11 protein-coding genes are annotated in these 16,268 nt (G+C 47.8%); 6 read left to right on the forward strand and 5 right to left on the reverse strand.

From position 1 onward, the window contains the following. The first annotated feature begins 256 nt into the window (after positions 1-256). Positions 257-1,909, forward strand: coding sequence for a hypothetical protein (locus tag Pan161_RS04735; protein ID WP_145224506.1), 1,653 nt, complete (start codon positions 257-259; stop codon positions 1,907-1,909). A 149-nt stretch (positions 1,910-2,058) separates the two neighbouring features. Here the strand turns inward: Pan161_RS04735 and Pan161_RS04740 are convergent, their stop codons facing one another. From Pan161_RS04740 to Pan161_RS04750, 4 genes are all read right to left on the reverse strand, one after another. Next, positions 2,059-2,664, reverse strand: a complete 606-nt coding sequence (locus Pan161_RS04740) for a response regulator (protein WP_145224508.1) — start codon at positions 2,662-2,664, stop codon at positions 2,059-2,061. A 35-nt stretch (positions 2,665-2,699) separates the two neighbouring features. Beyond that, positions 2,700-2,861 (reverse strand): hypothetical protein, encoded by a 162-nt coding sequence (locus Pan161_RS30405; RefSeq protein ID WP_197995693.1) that lies wholly within the window; start codon positions 2,859-2,861, stop codon positions 2,700-2,702. 228 nt (positions 2,862-3,089) lie between these two features. After that, positions 3,090-4,874, reverse strand: coding sequence for an adenylate/guanylate cyclase domain-containing protein (locus tag Pan161_RS04745; protein ID WP_232103625.1), 1,785 nt, complete (start codon positions 4,872-4,874; stop codon positions 3,090-3,092). A gap of 36 nt (positions 4,875-4,910) precedes the next feature. Continuing rightward, on the reverse strand, positions 4,911-7,154 hold the full coding sequence (locus Pan161_RS04750; protein WP_145224510.1) for a serine/threonine protein kinase: 2,244 nt from the start codon (positions 7,152-7,154) through the stop codon (positions 4,911-4,913). A 494-nt stretch (positions 7,155-7,648) separates the two neighbouring features. Between Pan161_RS04750 and gyrA the strand changes: the two genes are divergently transcribed. The 5 genes from gyrA (at position 7,649) to Pan161_RS04775 (ending at position 15,460) form a co-directional block, all read left to right on the forward strand. Further along, complete coding sequence (gyrA, locus tag Pan161_RS04755; protein ID WP_145224512.1) at positions 7,649-10,423, forward strand: DNA gyrase subunit A; 2,775 nt, start codon at positions 7,649-7,651, stop codon at positions 10,421-10,423. 57 nt (positions 10,424-10,480) lie between these two features. Beyond that, the gene (gene rfbB / locus Pan161_RS04760; RefSeq protein WP_145224514.1) at positions 10,481-11,503 is read left to right on the forward strand and encodes a dTDP-glucose 4,6-dehydratase; all 1,023 of its coding nucleotides are present in this window, start codon (positions 10,481-10,483) and stop codon (positions 11,501-11,503) included. A gap of 88 nt (positions 11,504-11,591) precedes the next feature. After that, the gene (locus Pan161_RS04765) at positions 11,592-12,905 is read left to right on the forward strand and encodes a UDP-glucose dehydrogenase family protein (RefSeq protein ID WP_145224516.1); all 1,314 of its coding nucleotides are present in this window, start codon (positions 11,592-11,594) and stop codon (positions 12,903-12,905) included. A gap of 91 nt (positions 12,906-12,996) precedes the next feature. Beyond that, a protein-coding gene (gene prfB, locus Pan161_RS04770; protein ID WP_197995694.1) for a peptide chain release factor 2 occupies positions 12,997-14,107 on the forward strand; the annotation gives its coding sequence in 2 pieces (ribosomal slippage) (positions 12,997-13,065 and positions 13,067-14,107; 1,110 coding nt in all). Between the two features lie 54 nt (positions 14,108-14,161). Continuing rightward, positions 14,162-15,460: a 3-keto-disaccharide hydrolase gene (locus tag Pan161_RS04775; RefSeq protein WP_145224520.1), complete on the forward strand. Its 1,299-nt coding sequence runs from the start codon at positions 14,162-14,164 to the stop codon at positions 15,458-15,460. Here the strand turns inward: Pan161_RS04775 and Pan161_RS04780 are convergent. Further along, positions 15,432-16,220: an ANTAR domain-containing protein gene (locus Pan161_RS04780; protein ID WP_145224522.1), complete on the reverse strand. Its 789-nt coding sequence runs from the start codon at positions 16,218-16,220 to the stop codon at positions 15,432-15,434. The two genes, Pan161_RS04775 and Pan161_RS04780, sit on opposite strands and share 29 nt — an antisense overlap. Positions 16,221-16,268 lie beyond the last annotated feature (48 nt).

The following is a 16,268-nucleotide window of genomic DNA, read 5'->3' on the forward strand; positions in this document are numbered from 1 at the left end:
CAGATATACATATACACAACAACACACATCCTGCTACGCTAAATTCACCTGCTCTACCTGACGTATAAATCAACGATTTCAGACTTTAGCTATTTCTTCATCCAGAGTTCCCTATTCATTACTTTTGGTATAAACTAACATTCGCGAATGGGTCGCTTGAAAAAAAGCTGACAGTTTCTGATGAGGCGTCGGACCCAGCCCAGACTATAATGATTGATCAACAATGATCCCCAGATATACATCATGGAGGAAATGTATGAGCCGCATTGCTCATTTCGCGTTTATCCTGTTAATTTGCCTAACCGTCTCCAAATCAGTCACCGCTGAAAACAAATCTGCCCCCAATATTTCGCTGGCACAGATCAACGCAGATGGCATGATTGCCGATCTTAAGTATCTGGTTCTGGACCTGGCAGGTGAAAAGAAGGGCTGGAGCAATCTCGAAGAACTGCTCCCCTCGTTTCTGGAAGGGATCGATAAAACACGCCCCCTTCGAATCGATATTTTACTGGGTGAAGATCAGAAGGAACGCTACCGCCTGATTCTTCCTGTCAGCGATCTGGGTGATTTTCGGGGTAACCTGGAAATCTTTGAAATCTCTTCAAAAAAACAGAGAAATGGTCCCTATATCTTAGGGAATCTGTTCGCAGGCTTCATGAAATATCTCCAGAAAGAGAAATATGTTGTTATTTCTGAGAAGCTTTCTGAAGTCGAAGAGATTACAGATCCTCTTGGTAGAGTTCAGGAGTTGCTGAATGAAAAATATGATTTCAGCGCTTTGATCACCAATGAGAAAGAGGGAGTCGCTGATCGCAAAAAATCGATGACCAGCACCCGTAAACAGTTACTCGCAGCTGTGAAGAAAAAACGGGATGAAACAGATAATGCTTTCGAATTGCGTAAGCTTGCCTTCACACATCAGATGGATGAACTGGAGCGTCTGTTTGTCGAATCAGAAAAAATGGTAATTGGCTGGACTACTGATGCTCCTGCGAATGAAGGGCGTCTTGTTTTTTCACTAAAAGCTCTTGAAGGGACTTCCCTTGCTGCGAGCATCCAACAGTTTGCAACGAAACCCAGTTACTTCGCCAATGTTCCCGTCAAAATGGATGGCATACTGAACGGCAGAATCAATCATCCCCTGGACGAAATGCGTAAAGAAAATTTCACTGCATTTTATAAGCTGCTTCTCCCAAGTCTGCAGGATCGCATCGACGCAAATAAAGATCTGACGGACGAACAGAAAACGTCAGGTAAAAAAGTTGCCGCGTTGATTATTGAAATGCTTGATGCTGGTAAAGAATCATCACTCGTTGATGGCTTCATCGACAGTAATTCGACTACAGATGGAAAGTACACGCTGCTGGGCGGAATTCGTTCCACCGACGGCGCCAAACTCAAGGAAATAGTGGAACTGCTCCCCAAGGTAATGAAGGACCAGACTGTTGAAACGGATGTTGTAAATGAAGAATCCCTGAAGATTCACAAGATCATCATCAAAGATCAGTACAAAGCCGGTTTTGAAGAACTCTTCGGAGCAGGGGAGGCCCTCTATGTAGGCAGCACTCCTGAAGCTCTCTGGGTTGCCGCCGGTGCAGATTCCATTAAACGAATCACTGATGCTTCCAAACTGGTGAAAGAACCGGCCCCAGAAAAGATCAGCCCGGAAGTCATCGAACTGAATGTAAAAACGCTACCCTGGCTAAAGATGATTAATAAGCTTCGTGGAGAGAAAGGAAATCAGGAAATTCGTGAGATGCTCATCAAATCACTCACCAATACGGATGATACTTTTTCTTTCGTCATGAAACGCGAAGGAGAGACCATTGATGGCAAGGCAAAGCTGGATAAAGGAATTCTAAAATTCATCGGGAATGTGATCGCCAAGTTCTCGAAAGAAACCCTTTAATCTCCGACTCTGTGCTTTAGAAATCAAAACAGCCGCTACGATGGAACTCTATCGTAGCGGCTGTTCTATTTATTTTCTGAGAGACCATGTTTTCAGTGAAACACCTGGAGCATTCTCAAGAATGCGGCACTTAAATTATCGCGATCTGCTCAATCCCAGTCGTCCATAATATCTTCCAGTTGCGCCTCTTCACTTTGATCGAGTGTCAGCCCCGTCAGTTGATCTTCCACTGATTCGGACACAACAAAAACCGGCTTGGGCTCCACTGGTTGAACTGGAGTACTCTGAACCACAGCCTTTGAGGTTGCTGTCGTCTCTGGTTGTTGACGTTTTCCGGAATTGGGTGTATTGGCAACACGTGTCGCTCCAGGTTGTGCAAAGCGTCTTACCTTTTCCAGAAATTCACTTTTCGAAAAACTGGTTTTGATAATATAATCATTCGCACCACCCTGAATCGCAGCAATCACGGTTTCCTTGCTGGCATCGGATGTCAACATAATGATCTTAGTTTGAGCTAGAGTCGGATGCGACCGAAATGCCTTTAAGGTCTGCAAGCCATCCCAAACAGCCATCTGCACATCTACAATCGCAATGTCTGGTGGATATTCCAGAGCTTTATGAAAACCTTCTGACCCATCACTGGCAACCGAAACGAAGTACTCGCGGCGTAAAAAAGAGACCATCAGATTTCGGAATAAAGGATCATCGTCAATCACGAGGACTCGAGCATTTGTTTTTTCTGACGAATGTAGCATGTGAGGAACCCACTACTTATGTTTCAAATCGATCACTAAGATTTACTGGCGGAGACGAAAGAATCAAAGACCTCATTTAATACAAGCAGCATCTCCTGGGAGCGGTTATCCACTTCAAGTTCATATTGAACTTCATACTTAGCTTCAATTTGAGATGTTTCAATACTCTCATCAGTTAACAGTTCTGCATTGCTCATAAGTACTTCTCTCAAAATTGATAATGATTCGGGTTCCTAAGGACCTGATCACAAACTCATCAATGTGATGTCCGTTGCTAAAAAATAGGTCAACTTTTTCCACTCTGCTGATTTTTATAAGAAAAAGAGAGGGGAAGCTGCCTGCTCCTTTGACGCAGTCCACCCAGCCGGCAAAATCAGAACTCAGTGAAACTTCGAGTGCTGACAGTTCATGTAAGCTTAATAAAACTACTTACTGTCAAACCGGATCGTTCCATCCCAGTCCAGCGGGGCGATTCGGTTTGTGCGCGTGATTTGCAACGCAAGGAAATCTTGAGCACGATCAGAAGGGGGAATCGCATGCAGGAGGCGGAACGCCTCTTCCCACTGGCCTTGTATAAAATGTTCTACGGCCATTTCATAGCACGTAACCTCCTGATCAGTCAATGTTTCAGCGATTGACTCTGGGGGCAATAACTCGCTGACGACCACCGGTTTTTCCATTCCGTAAGGCAGAATTCGGGCCAGCTTTCGTACGCGGCCTTCTTCCCGATGCAGTTTTGTTCTTACAATTTGCGCGGTTGCTTCATCCATTAAAACCGGTACACGCAGATGCTTGGTCAATCCCTCCAGTCGACTGGCAAGGTTAACGACAGGCCCGAATACAGTGACCTTCACCTGATCGCTCGTGCCGATTTTACCGGCAACAGCTCTGCCGTGGGCAATCCCGATTCCCATTCGAAAATCAGAAAGTGGATGATCGGGTTGTAATTTGATCTGCTCAAACGCATTTCGAATCGCCAATGCAGCGCGGCAGGCATCAAGGGGAGCCAACTCGGAAGAGAAGGGCCAGCCCCAGAAGCCCAACGCAGCATCGCCCTGAAAATCTCCTGTCACACCACCAAAATCAAGAATGTGGGATGTCATGATCCCTAACGCCTGACTCACTCGCCCCAGGAGACCGATTAAATCCTCAGAGGAGCTTTCAGCATGCTGGCTGAATCCCCGCAAGTCACAAAATAATACCGTCACATCGCATTCACGAGGTTCGAGAATCTCCGTATTCAGATTATCTCCAATCGCCGCGAGGATCGGAGGCGCAAAAAACTGCCTGAGACCAGCCTGTTGACGTTCCAACTGATTAAGACGTCTCACAGATTTGACGATCGAGGCCACCAACTCGGTAAACTTTACATCGGCCTGGAGATCAATTCCTCCTGCTCCCTGTGGTACCGAAACCTGGTAAGGCTGGTTTAGCTCACCCGCTACATAGAGTCCCCATCTCCCATTGATCCCCTCTTCAATCGGAGTGCAGAAAGCCCAGTCAAATTCCGCCACTGCGGTATAATCTTCCTGATCCTCTTTCTCCTCCTTGGCAGCCCACACATGCAAAACCGAGCGTTTACTTTTCTTGACCGCTTCCAGAACAAGCCGCCCACTGGGATGAAAACCTCCCTGGGTCTGACGCCTTCTTTCCCAGAAAGGAACTTCGACCCGATCCTCATCATTCAAACGCACGACAGCAACGGCATCAGCATGTTTCACACCTGAAAGCAGCATTGTTACCAGTCGATGAAACAGATCAGAGTCGTTTCTCGCATCCAGAATTAATTCCGGTAAATGCGCCAGTACATCAATCCTCTGATCCGCATCACGATACCTGACCTTCATTAACTCATTCGGCTTGAATGTCACCTCTTCCAGAGGGGACTCTCGAGGTGAGGAGAAACTGGAAGCCGAATCCAGGAGTTGAAATGTCGTCGATCCGATGACAAAGGTACTTCCCGGCTCCAACAGAAAGTCATCTAAAGCAATGCCCGCCAGAAAAATCTGATTTTCTGTACTGGATAACCGTGAAACGGATAACTGTTTCGGCTGTACTTTGAGCAGAGCATGATTGCGTGAAATACGATCATCCCAGGTAATTGAGATATCAGCTTCAGGGGAACGACCTAAAACCAGTTCCTGACCAGGTTCCAGTGTGAACCGGCTGGAATGTTGGGATCGGGTTCCATATGTGATTAACTCCAACAAGCAAAGTCTCCCTGTCTATTCATAAAAAATGATTCTTTAACTCTGCTGTTGACCAGGCCAGCTGGCCGTACTTGATCCCTGGTCAGCACGTTTTTCGGAGTGATGCCGGGACCAGTCCCAGACACGGCGTTCTGTGAGTACCCGCATCACAAAATACCAGACCGTAAAGATCAACAGGCAGCTTGTCACCAGCACAATAAATCCGTATTGAATTAACCAGTTGCGCATTTCAGCGACAGGCTTCAATGCCATACTGCGACGTTCCTGAACCACTGCAGTCCAACCTGTCGTACCAATGGGAGAAAATGCCGCCAGCCAGACGTTATCCTTGCCATTCTTTGATAATACTTCCTCAACCGGATCCTGATAATGATCGACCATAGCGGTCACAGGCCCCGGTTCAGACTTTTTCTGCTGCAGTTCGAATTGCAGTAATTGCTCAAAATTATTATCTGCCAGAACAAGCTGATCAACCTCTTCCCGGCTGAGACTTCGCAGTGTGTCAGAAGTCATCAAGGGATGCGCCAGCATTTTCCCGTCACGACTGTCGATCAAAGCAATCTTTCGATCACCTGGATTTTCCGAATCCCCGCTGAGACTCTCATCAAACCCAGAAAGTAACTGAGCCAGATGCGTGGTACGTGACAAAACTCCCAGAACTTTTTCGTGCTTGAGATCCCAGACAGGTACGGCAATCGCTACCATCCACTGATGTGTGGCATCGCTCTTAAACACCTGACAGATATAAGGCTCTTTAATAGGCTCAATTCCCTCTGGTATCTCATCTTTATCATATTCAGTGCCATGTCCATGAAAATAGTCTCGATAGGAAAAATCCTGTCCGATGGTCGGCCCGGAGGGGTCGCGCCAGATCTGAGTTCCCTTATCATCAGTGAGAAACCAGCTCGTATCCTGTTCACGATCCAAAGCAGCGCGTTTCTCATCTACCAGATTTTTTTCCTGCATCAAATAGGCAAATAACTCTGGATATCTGTTTTTAAGCTCTCCATCTTCTTCCACGTCTCCTTGCATCAGAGAACGTAGCAGAGTCCGTTCCGACAGATCAACCAGTTGATCCTTCCGATCCTGCAAATCCCGCTCCATATATTGGGACAGGAAATTTGCTGAGATGGAATCGCTTTTCAGAGCCCGTTGTGTCAGGTTTTTCCGAAACTGCGAAACCATCTGATTGACGGCAGCGCCTGCAACCGGAATCAAGCCGATAATCAATAACAGAGGGGCAATAATGCCCAGCGCAATCAAGGGACGGCGTGCCCGTTGCTTTTCCCTCTGGACCAGACTGGTCAAGACAGCCTGGGCGTTGGGAAATCGTTTTTTCGGATCTGTTTCCAGACACCGGTCCACAATATCGACGAGACGTCGATCCACTCCTGATACCTTACGGTGTTCTGCCGGCCGTGGAGAATTTTGAATCAGTTCCCGATAAGCCGCGAGTTTTTCATCAAGAGTATTCAGGCTGCGAATTTTCTGCTCATTTTCGGGAGTGCGATAAGGGGCATTCCCAGAAAGCATATGATACAGCAGCGCTCCCAATGCATACACGTCCCAGCGAGAATCAGGAACGGCCTGTAAATCAGCCTGCTCCGGAGCCATGTAATACAAAGTCCCCAGGGAAGGACTCTGTTCATCTGAAAGTCGCGATTGACCGAAATCACAAAGACGAGGCTCAAAATTTGCATCCAGTAGAATATTGGCCGGCTTGAGATCACAGTGCAGGATGCCTCTGCCATGGGCGTGCACCAGAGCCAGCAAAACCGTTTTAGCGATTCGAACTGCTTCCGAAACAGGTAAGGGCCCGGATTCCAGAAACGAGGAGAGTGACCCGTTTTCCAGGTATTCCATCATGTAATACGGCGGATCGCTATTCCAGCCCACTCCCTGCAGACTGATAATATGTCGGGACGTATATAACTCTGCCAGCTTTTCGACCTCGCGATTCAACAGCGACCAGTCCAGGCCTCGACGATATGTATAAAATTTAATCGCCACATATTTCCCCGTATTTTCTTCCTGAGCAAGCCAGACTGATCCATATGATCCTTCTCCCAGAGATCGCATCAGGAGGTAACCGGGAACCTTGGCGGGCAGCAGTTGCCGATCTTTACTCAGATTAGCAGCCTGGGCTCGTTCTTCAGGCGACTGAACCAGTGTTTTATCAGCCGTTTCTGCTTCTGATCTCTGATTTTTCAGTTCTTGTCCCCCTGAATCTTGAACGTCTCCGGTGATTTGAGCGTTCTCTTGAGGATCTGACTCATTCATGGGAACAATATCTTTGATAAATAACACCGGCGGAAAATTTGACGCGCAGAATAGCTCTGGGAACAGTCAAGAACCCTGGTCCTATTCTATGCAATTGAGGGCTGGCTCTCAATGACAAATCTCAGAACGTAACTTATTGAAAATCAAGGTATTTCTCCCTTGGAAGACCCCAAAATTCAGGGTCCTTATTAGTTGTGAAATCAGGCCCTTCCGGCTACAATTTGATCGTGTCTGACAGACTTGAATTCTGTGGAGTTTCAGGCAGTTTTCAACCCCTGTTTTGACCAAAAAACAGCTTGCAATTCGGCGAGTGGATTTGAACGTTACAGCATGGAAAGCAGTATCCTTTCTCAACCAATTGAAGAGTGTCAGGATGGAGTATCCAGTACCTTCGATTAGCACCTGTCGTTTCTGACCACTCCGCTTAATAAATTCGATCAAACAATCCAGATCAGACTTAAATCAGTAGTTCATTTCCTTAAGGAGAACAAGGATTGGCTAGCGACAACGGCGAAGAACCGATTATTAATAAGAATATCAAATACCTGGACATCCAGGATGAAATGCGCGACAGTTACCTCACTTATGCGATGAGTGTAATTATCAGCCGCGCACTTCCGGACGCACGGGATGGATTAAAACCATCACAGCGCCGGATTCTTGTCGCCATGAATGATTTGAACCTGGGAGCAAGTTCATCAAGGGTAAAATGCGCAAAAATTTCGGGTGATACCAGCGGTAACTATCACCCTCACGGGGATGGTTCCATTTACCCGACTCTGGTTCGACTGGGTCAGGACTGGGTGATGCGAAATGTCCTCATTGATAAACAGGGGAACTTTGGTTCTCTGGCTGGCTTGCCACCAGCGGCCATGCGATACACCGAAGCCAGACTGTCCGCGGTCGCAGCAGAAATGCTGGACGATATTAACCGGAACACGGTTGACTTCGTCCCGACTTACGACCAGCGGAATGATGAACCTGTTGTTCTGCCGTCCAAATTTCCCAACCTGCTGGTAAATGGCTCCAGTGGTATCGCAGTGGGTATGGCAACCAGCATCCCCCCTCAGAATCTGGGAGAAGTCTGCGAGGCCATCACATTATTAATCGATAACCCGGAAGCCACAATTGATGATATCCTGCAAGTGATGCCCGGTCCGGATTTCCCTACAGGGGGGATTATCTGCGGACGTTATGGCATTCGCAAAGGTTACGCGACAGGTCGATCAACGATCTCACTCCGGGCACGGACTCATTTCGAAACCGAAAAACAATCGGACGTGATTGTCGTGACCGAAATTCCTTATATGGAAACACGGGACCGCATCCGCGAGAAACTTGAGACCCTGGTTCGCGATGACCGGGTCAAAGGAATTTCGCGCATCGTCGACCTGACCGATAGAAATGTCCCTCCCTGGAAAGTGCACCTGCAGATCATCCTGAAACGGGATGCAGACAAAGAAGTGGTACTGGCACAACTCTTTAAGTTCTCTCCCCTGCAGAATACCTTCAGTCTTATTCTGTTGGCGCTGGTCGGGAACCGTCCGGAAACCCTTTCGATTAAAGAACTGATTCAGCAGTTTATTCTGCATCGAATCGATGTAATCCGCCGTCGTACTGAATTCCTGCTTGCCGAAGCCCGCAAACGAAAACATACCGTTGAAGGGCTGATGATTGCGCAGATTGACATTGATGAAGTCATCAAAACCATACGAAACTCCCCCAGCCGGGCAGAGGCTAAAATCAACCTGCAGGGCTTGCAGGTCGATGGCAAGCTCATCGAACGTGCACTGGGTGAAGACGGTTTCAAAGAATATCAGAATGAGCAGGGGGTTCAGGAGTTTTACTCGCTGTCCACCAATCAGGCCGAAGCCATTGTCTCCATGCAGCTTGGTTCACTGGCCAATCTGGAACGCGAAAAGCTGAGTGGCGAACATCAGGAACTCCTGAAAGCCATCTCTGAATATCTTCACCTGTTGTCAGATGAAGATCATATCCGCTCCGTCATTCGTGAAGACATGCTGCTGCTACAACAGAAATATTCGGACAAACGCCGTACCGACATTTCCGAAGATGAACTGACCGACGTCAATCGCGATGACCTGATTACAGAAGAACCGATGGTAGTGACTCTCTCTCAAAGAGGTTACATCAAACGAACTCAACTGAATACATACCAGGCACAAAACCGAGGTGGGAAAGGAATCAAAGGTGCTAAAACGGATGAGGAAGATCCCATTCAGCATCTGTTTGTTGCCAGCACTCACTCCTACCTGCTGTTCATCACCAATCGAGGGCGCGTTTACTGGCAGAAAGTCTATGACCTTCCACTCCAGGGACGCACAGCCAAGGGGCGTGCACTCGTCAACCTGCTCTCACTTCAGGAAGATGAAGCCGTCTCGAATTGTGTGGCTGTCCGAGAATTTGACGAAGAACGCTTCCTCGTCATGGCCACGCGAAACGGGATCATTAAAAAATCTCCGCTCTCTGCTTACTCGCGTCCGCAGAAGGGGGGCATCATCGCGATCAAACTGGATGAAGTCGATGAGTTGGTAGAAGCTCTGATTGTTTCACCTGATGAAGATCTGCTGCTGGCGACCTCTGATGGAATGGCAATTCGATTTGCCCAGTCAGATGCCCGCAGTATGGGTAGAAATACGCGTGGTGTGAAAGGCATTAAACTCTCCAAATCGGGGTACGTCATCGGTATGGTCATCGCCAATCCTGAGACATGCCTGCTGACGGTCTGTGAAAATGGTTACGGAAAACGAACCCCGTTTGGCTTTATCCCTGCTGCTGAAGAAAATGCTGATGAGGCTCCGGAAAACCCCGAAAATGAAGAAGAATCCACAGCGGAAGCAGAAGCTGAAGTTAACTCGGAGGATCATGCCGATGAAGAGCAGGAAACCCGCAGTGGAATGCATTATCGACGTCAGAGACGGGGCGGAAAAGGGATTCGTGATATCCGGACTTCAGCACGCAATGGCAAAGCGGTCGATATTATTCCCGTAGCCGAAAATGATGAAGTCCTGATGGTGACAACAAGTGGGAAAATCCAACGGGTCAGAGGCTGTGAGATCAGCCAGGTCGGGCGGAATACTCAGGGAGTCCGGGTCATCACACTCGATGCCAATGATAAACTGGTCTCACTGGCAAGAATCCCTGCGGAAATTGTTGACGAATCAGAGAACGAGGAAGCCCTCAGCCCTCCCGACGATAATACTCAATCAACAACAGATACTAACATCTCAACTGATGAGGTCGAATGATTTCAGCCTGTACTGCTGGCTTTGAATTTTATTTCTTTCAGAAGAATGGATACTCGAATGAAACAGATTTTAGTAACTGGTGGCTGTGGATTTATCGGCTCAAATTTTATCCGATACCAACTCTCACAGTATCCGGATATTTCGGTAACCAATCTCGACAAGTTAACTTACGCCGGCAATCTGGAAAATCTGAAAGAATTTGAATCCCACTCTGGATATACCTTTGTGAAAGGGGATATCACAGACGCCGATTTCGTGAACTCGCTGTTCAATTCCGTCGATTTCGACGCCGTGATTAACTTCGCTGCCGAGTCGCATGTGGATCGCAGTATTCTTGATTCCGGCCCCTTTATTCATACTAATATCGTGGGAACCCAGGTCCTTCTGGATGCAGCACGCAATCGAAACATTGATCGATATGTCCAAGTTTCAACAGATGAGGTTTATGGCAGCCTGGGTGCAGAGGGATTATTTACTGAAACAACTCCGATTGCCCCCAACAGCCCGTATTCCGCTTCGAAAGCCTCTGCGGATCTGTTAGTACGAAGTTATATTAAAACGTTCGACTTCCCTGCCATTATTACCCGCTGTTCCAACAACTATGGTCCCTACCAGTTTCCTGAAAAACTGATTCCGTTATTCATCTCCAATGCCTTGGAAGATAAATCACTGCCCATTTACGGTGAAGGAACAAATGTGAGAGACTGGATTCATGTCATTGACCACTGTCGCGGGATTGATGCAGCTTTGCGAAAAGGAAAGCCTGGTCAAATCTACAACTTTGGTGGCAATGCAGAGATGCAGAATATTGAGATCACCAGACTTTTATTGACTATACTTGAGAAACCAGAATCATTAATCAAATATGTCACAGACAGACCAGGCCATGATTTGCGCTATGCGATTGACTGCAGCAAAGCAGAAGCAGAATTAGGCTGGAAGCCTGAAACCGAATTTGATGCCGGTTTAAAAGATACGGTTCAGTGGTACCTTGATAACCCGGAGTGGGTCAGTCGAATTCGCTCGGGACAGTATATGAAATATTACGATCAGCAGTACGGCAACCGCTTAAACACCTAATCACAAAATATTCACTAACGATTAAGCATTTAGAGTTGCTTGCCTGACATTCAGCTCTCTGCATTTCATTCAATCAAAAGAGAAAAACATGAAAATTGCAGTAATTGGCACTGGCTATGTGGGACTGGTGACAGGCACTTGTTTTGCCGAAAGCGGGAATCAAGTTACCTGCATCGACATTGATGAACACAAAGTTCAGAAACTGAAAGCTGGTGAGATTCCCATTTTTGAGCCTGGGCTCGAAGAAATGGTGAAACGAAATACGAAAGCCCGGCGTCTTCTATTCACGACCAGTTATGATGAGACCATCCCTGACGCCAAGTGTATCTTCATCGCAGTGGGGACTCCCCAGAAAGAAGATGGCTCAGCCAATCTCGATAGTATCTGGAAGGTCGCCGAGTCGCTCGCACCTCTCCTGGCAGAAGATTCGATCGTCATTATCAAAAGTACGGTCCCGGTCGGAACGAACCGCAAACTCGCTGAACTGCTTCAGAAACTGACAGGTAGGATCGTTGATGTCGCCTCCAACCCGGAATTTCTGAAGGAGGGAGCAGCCATCGATGACTTCTCCAAGCCCGACCGAGTTGTTGTGGGAGTGTCCCGACCCGAAATAGCTGATACCCTGCACGAACTCTATAAACCGTTTCTGCGTACCGAACATCCATTCCTTTCCATGGAACTGGAGAGTGCGGAAATGACAAAATATGTCGCAAACTGCATGTTGGCGACAAAAATCAGTTTCATCAATGAAATGGCAAACCTGTGTGAACGGGTGGGTGCCGATATCAACCAGGTGCGACGAGGCATCGGCCATGATCAACGGATTGGCTTTTCCTTCCTGTTTCCCGGCGTGGGTTATGGGGGTTCCTGTTTTCCCAAAGATGTTTCCGCACTGATTTCCGTCGCAAAAAGTCATCAGATGGAGCCATCCATCCTGAATGCCGTCGACCAGGTAAACACTGCTCAGAAAAGAGTGTTGTTTGAAAAAGTTAACCACTACTTCAAAGGCGATCTGCAGGGAAAGACTTTTGCGATCTGGGGACTGGCCTTCAAACCGAAAACAGATGATATTCGTGAGGCACCTGCCCTGGTTTTGATTGACCAACTTCTGCAGGCCGGCGCGCAACTGAAGGTCCACGACCCGGTTGCCATGAATAATGTCAAAGACATTTATGGCGATCAGCTTGCTTATTTCGATCACCACTATGATACTCTGCAGGGAGCCGATGCCCTGGTCATTGTCACAGAATGGAATGAATTTCGACATGCGGACTTTGATTATATTCTACATAAACTGTCGAATCCCATCATCTTTGACGGACGGAACCTGTATGAGCCTGACAAAATGAAGCAAAAGGGATTTGATTATATCGGCATTGGACTTAGCTCTTTAAAATCGTAGTTGATACTCCGCCACACGCTGTAAAACCTGCATCAATAAGAATATCAGTTCTTAGAGATCAGTTATCGATAACATTAAGAAAGAACGAAACATGGATCACGAACTCAAAGATAAATGCACTGGAATTATGGATCGCATCGTCAAACTACGAGACTCTCTTTGACTACGCTGACAAAAAAAAACGCACTGTAGAAATCAACGAGCTCATGGGAGCAGCCGGTTTCTGGGACAACCAGGAGAAAGCCCAGGGACTCGTCAACGAAATGCAGCAGATACAACTGGTTATCAAGCCGCTAACCGAACTTGTCGAAGGTGCCGAAGACCTTGAAGTCTTGATGGAATTCATTGAGGAAGAAGGGAGCGAAGACAGTATCCCAGAGCTCTCAGCCACTGCCGCGAGACTCGAATCCACACTGGAGCATCTGGAGCTTCAAGCCATGATGTCCGCTCCGGAAGATGGTTCTGCGGCCTACCTGAGTATTCAGGCAGGAGAAGGCGGCACCGACTCTTCGGATTGGGCAGAGATGCTGCTGCGCATGTATTTACGCTGGTGTGAACGCCGAGGGTTCAATGTAGAACTGCTGGATCGTTCCGATGCGGAGGAAGCAGGCATCCGCAGTGCGACCATTCGGATTGAAGGGGACTACGCCTATGGTTATCTCAAAGGAGAAACCGGAAATCATCGTTTAATTCGGATCAGCCCGTTTGATTCTGCAGGGCGCCGACATACCTCCTTTGCCGCGATTGATGTCTCACCGGATATGGGTGAAATTGCAGAAATTGAAATCAGCTGGGACCAGGATGTCCGCGAAGACACATATCGTGCCAGTGGAGCAGGGGGGCAGCACATTAATAAAACAGATTCTGCCATCCGCCTGACCCATCTTGAATCAGGGGTGGTTGTGCAATGCCAGAACAATCGCAGTCAGCACAAAAACCGTGCTGAAGCCCGCAAGATGCTGAAAGCGAAACTGTTCCAGATCGCTCAGGAAAAACGTGATGCAGAACTGGCTGCGAAACGAGGCGGTAAGTCCAAGATTGGTTTTGGAGGTCAGACGGTTCGCAATTATGTTCTGCATCCCGAGCAGTACGTTAAAGATGCACGGACGGGATATAAAGCAGGCAACCCGGGGCCCATTCTGGATGGTGATCTTGATGGTTTCCTGGAAGCTTTTCTGCGCTGGGGTATGACGGAAAACTAAGAGTGAAAACCGAGTAGCGGCTGTTATATTGTTTCATTGGGAGGGAAAGAAATTATGTTTCGAAGTACATGTGTCAGTCTGGTTTTCCTAACACTCATTCCGTTTGTGCTGGCAGGCTGCCTCAAAGTGGAACATCCTTCCCCGGCTGCGAAATCCTATGCGGAGCCTGTAGCCGGCGAAGCAGTCAAGGCTCCTTCTGAAATAAAGGAACCGGCAGGTGATGTGATTCCCGATACAGGCCTGACTGATGAAGAGATCGCTGCCGGCTGGATCGCACTTTTTGATGGTCACAGCCTGTTTGGCTGGAAACCCAATAATGATGTCAACTGGCATGTCGAAGAAGGGGTCATCAAAGCGGACAAAGGGGAACCAGGTTTACTGCTCACCACTTCTCCCTTTGCAGACTACGAGCTGAAATTCGAGTTCAAGCTGAGTCCCGAAACAAACAGCGGCATGTTCCTGAGAACCACCTTTGATCCTAAGGATCCGAGCAAGGACTGCTATGAACTCAATCTGTGTGATCAGAAGACCGATTTCCCCACCGGAAGCCTGGTTGCCCGCAGCAAGATCGAAAAACCGCTCCCCGTCAATTCCGACTGGCAAACCTGTGATGTACGTCTGGAAGGACCGGAGATTATAGCCACCATCAACGGTAAACAAGTCCTGAATTTCAAAGACACTTCAAAGAACCTGCGGAATATTGGTTTCATCGGTCTGCAGAAAAACGAAGGGGCGATTGAATTTCGCAAGATCTACCTGAAACCCCTGCGTATGTCGACAATTTTTAACGGGGTCGACCTGACAGGCTGGAATGTTGTTCCTGGTTCACAAAGTACGTTTGAAGTCGTTGATGACACCATTCATGTCACAGCTGAAAAACAGGGCTACCTGGAAACAGAAGAAACCTGGGGCGATTTCCTGTTCCAGGCGACAGCGAAGTCAAATGGAGACGCGCTAAATAGTGGTTATTTTTTCCGTGCGATCAAAGGCTCGGAAAAGGGGATGGCAAATGGATACGAAGTTCAGATACACAATGGAATCAAAGGAGACGACCGCACCAAACCTGAAAATGCAGGGACGGGTGCCATTTTCCGAAGAACCGAAGCCAGACGTGTGGTGGCCGATGATCATGAATGGTTCACGACCACACTCTCCGCTTATGGACCGCATATTGCAGTCTGGATTGACGGCTATCAGGTGACCGACTGGACGGACACCAGAAAACCAGATGATAATCCTCGCAAAGGCCTGAGATTGAAAGCAGGGCATATCAGCCTGCAGGGGCATGATCCGACCACAGACCTCAACTTCAAGGACCTGAAAGTCAGCGATCTCCCGTCAGATTCTCCTTGAATCTTCTAATACAGCAGATCGCCTCAAACAGCTCTGCCTCGGGAGCAAGCTTTGTCACCACTTTGTGCACCCCCCAGAGTTTTGCTGCAGCCACGATTTCCGGGTGTGCCAGCCCCATTATGCCAATGATGGGGACAGGTTCTGTCCTGTTAATTAATTGATCCAGAACCGATTCCCAAGGATCCAGATCATACAAAACGACATCTGCTGTATTCTGGAGAGAGGAAGTCACGACTTCTCCTCCCCAGCCTCGAATCTGCTCTTCCAGCATGCAGCGATACTGCCTGTCACCAGAAAACACGCAGATGCGTAATGCCACTCCCTGTTCATTCAGCCGAAATGGTAAAGGCGACGATTCCCACAGGAAAATTTCATCACGCCCGGCGGTCAGTGGAAAGACCTGAGCATCTGATTTTATGATTTCCCATTCCCTTTGAATTCGAGTAGCAGCGCTGCGTGCGGGTACGCGAATACTGAACGGCCACGTCGCCCGTGTCCTGCCATCAGATTCACACCAGACTCCAAAGCAGCAGACAAAGCGACTCAATGGAAAACGGCTGACGAGATCATCTAAAATATGAGTTTCATATTCATCAGGCCAGTTCTGGCAAACAATGATCAGATCCGGATTGACATTAACAGACGGGATCAGTTCCATTCTGGAAATCTCAAGGATTTGAGCCTCACTGCAGATTTCTCTGACGGATTGAAAAATCGAATCCATTTCCGGAGTCTGATTGCCAATGATCAACACGTGCATCTGAATAAGGGCCTCGTTTCAATTACACTTTTGTTCAGAGGTTAATAT

Origin of the sequence: Gimesia algae (assembly GCF_007746795.1) — a bacterium.
Classification (GTDB): Bacteria; Planctomycetota; Planctomycetia; order Planctomycetales; family Planctomycetaceae; genus Gimesia; species Gimesia algae.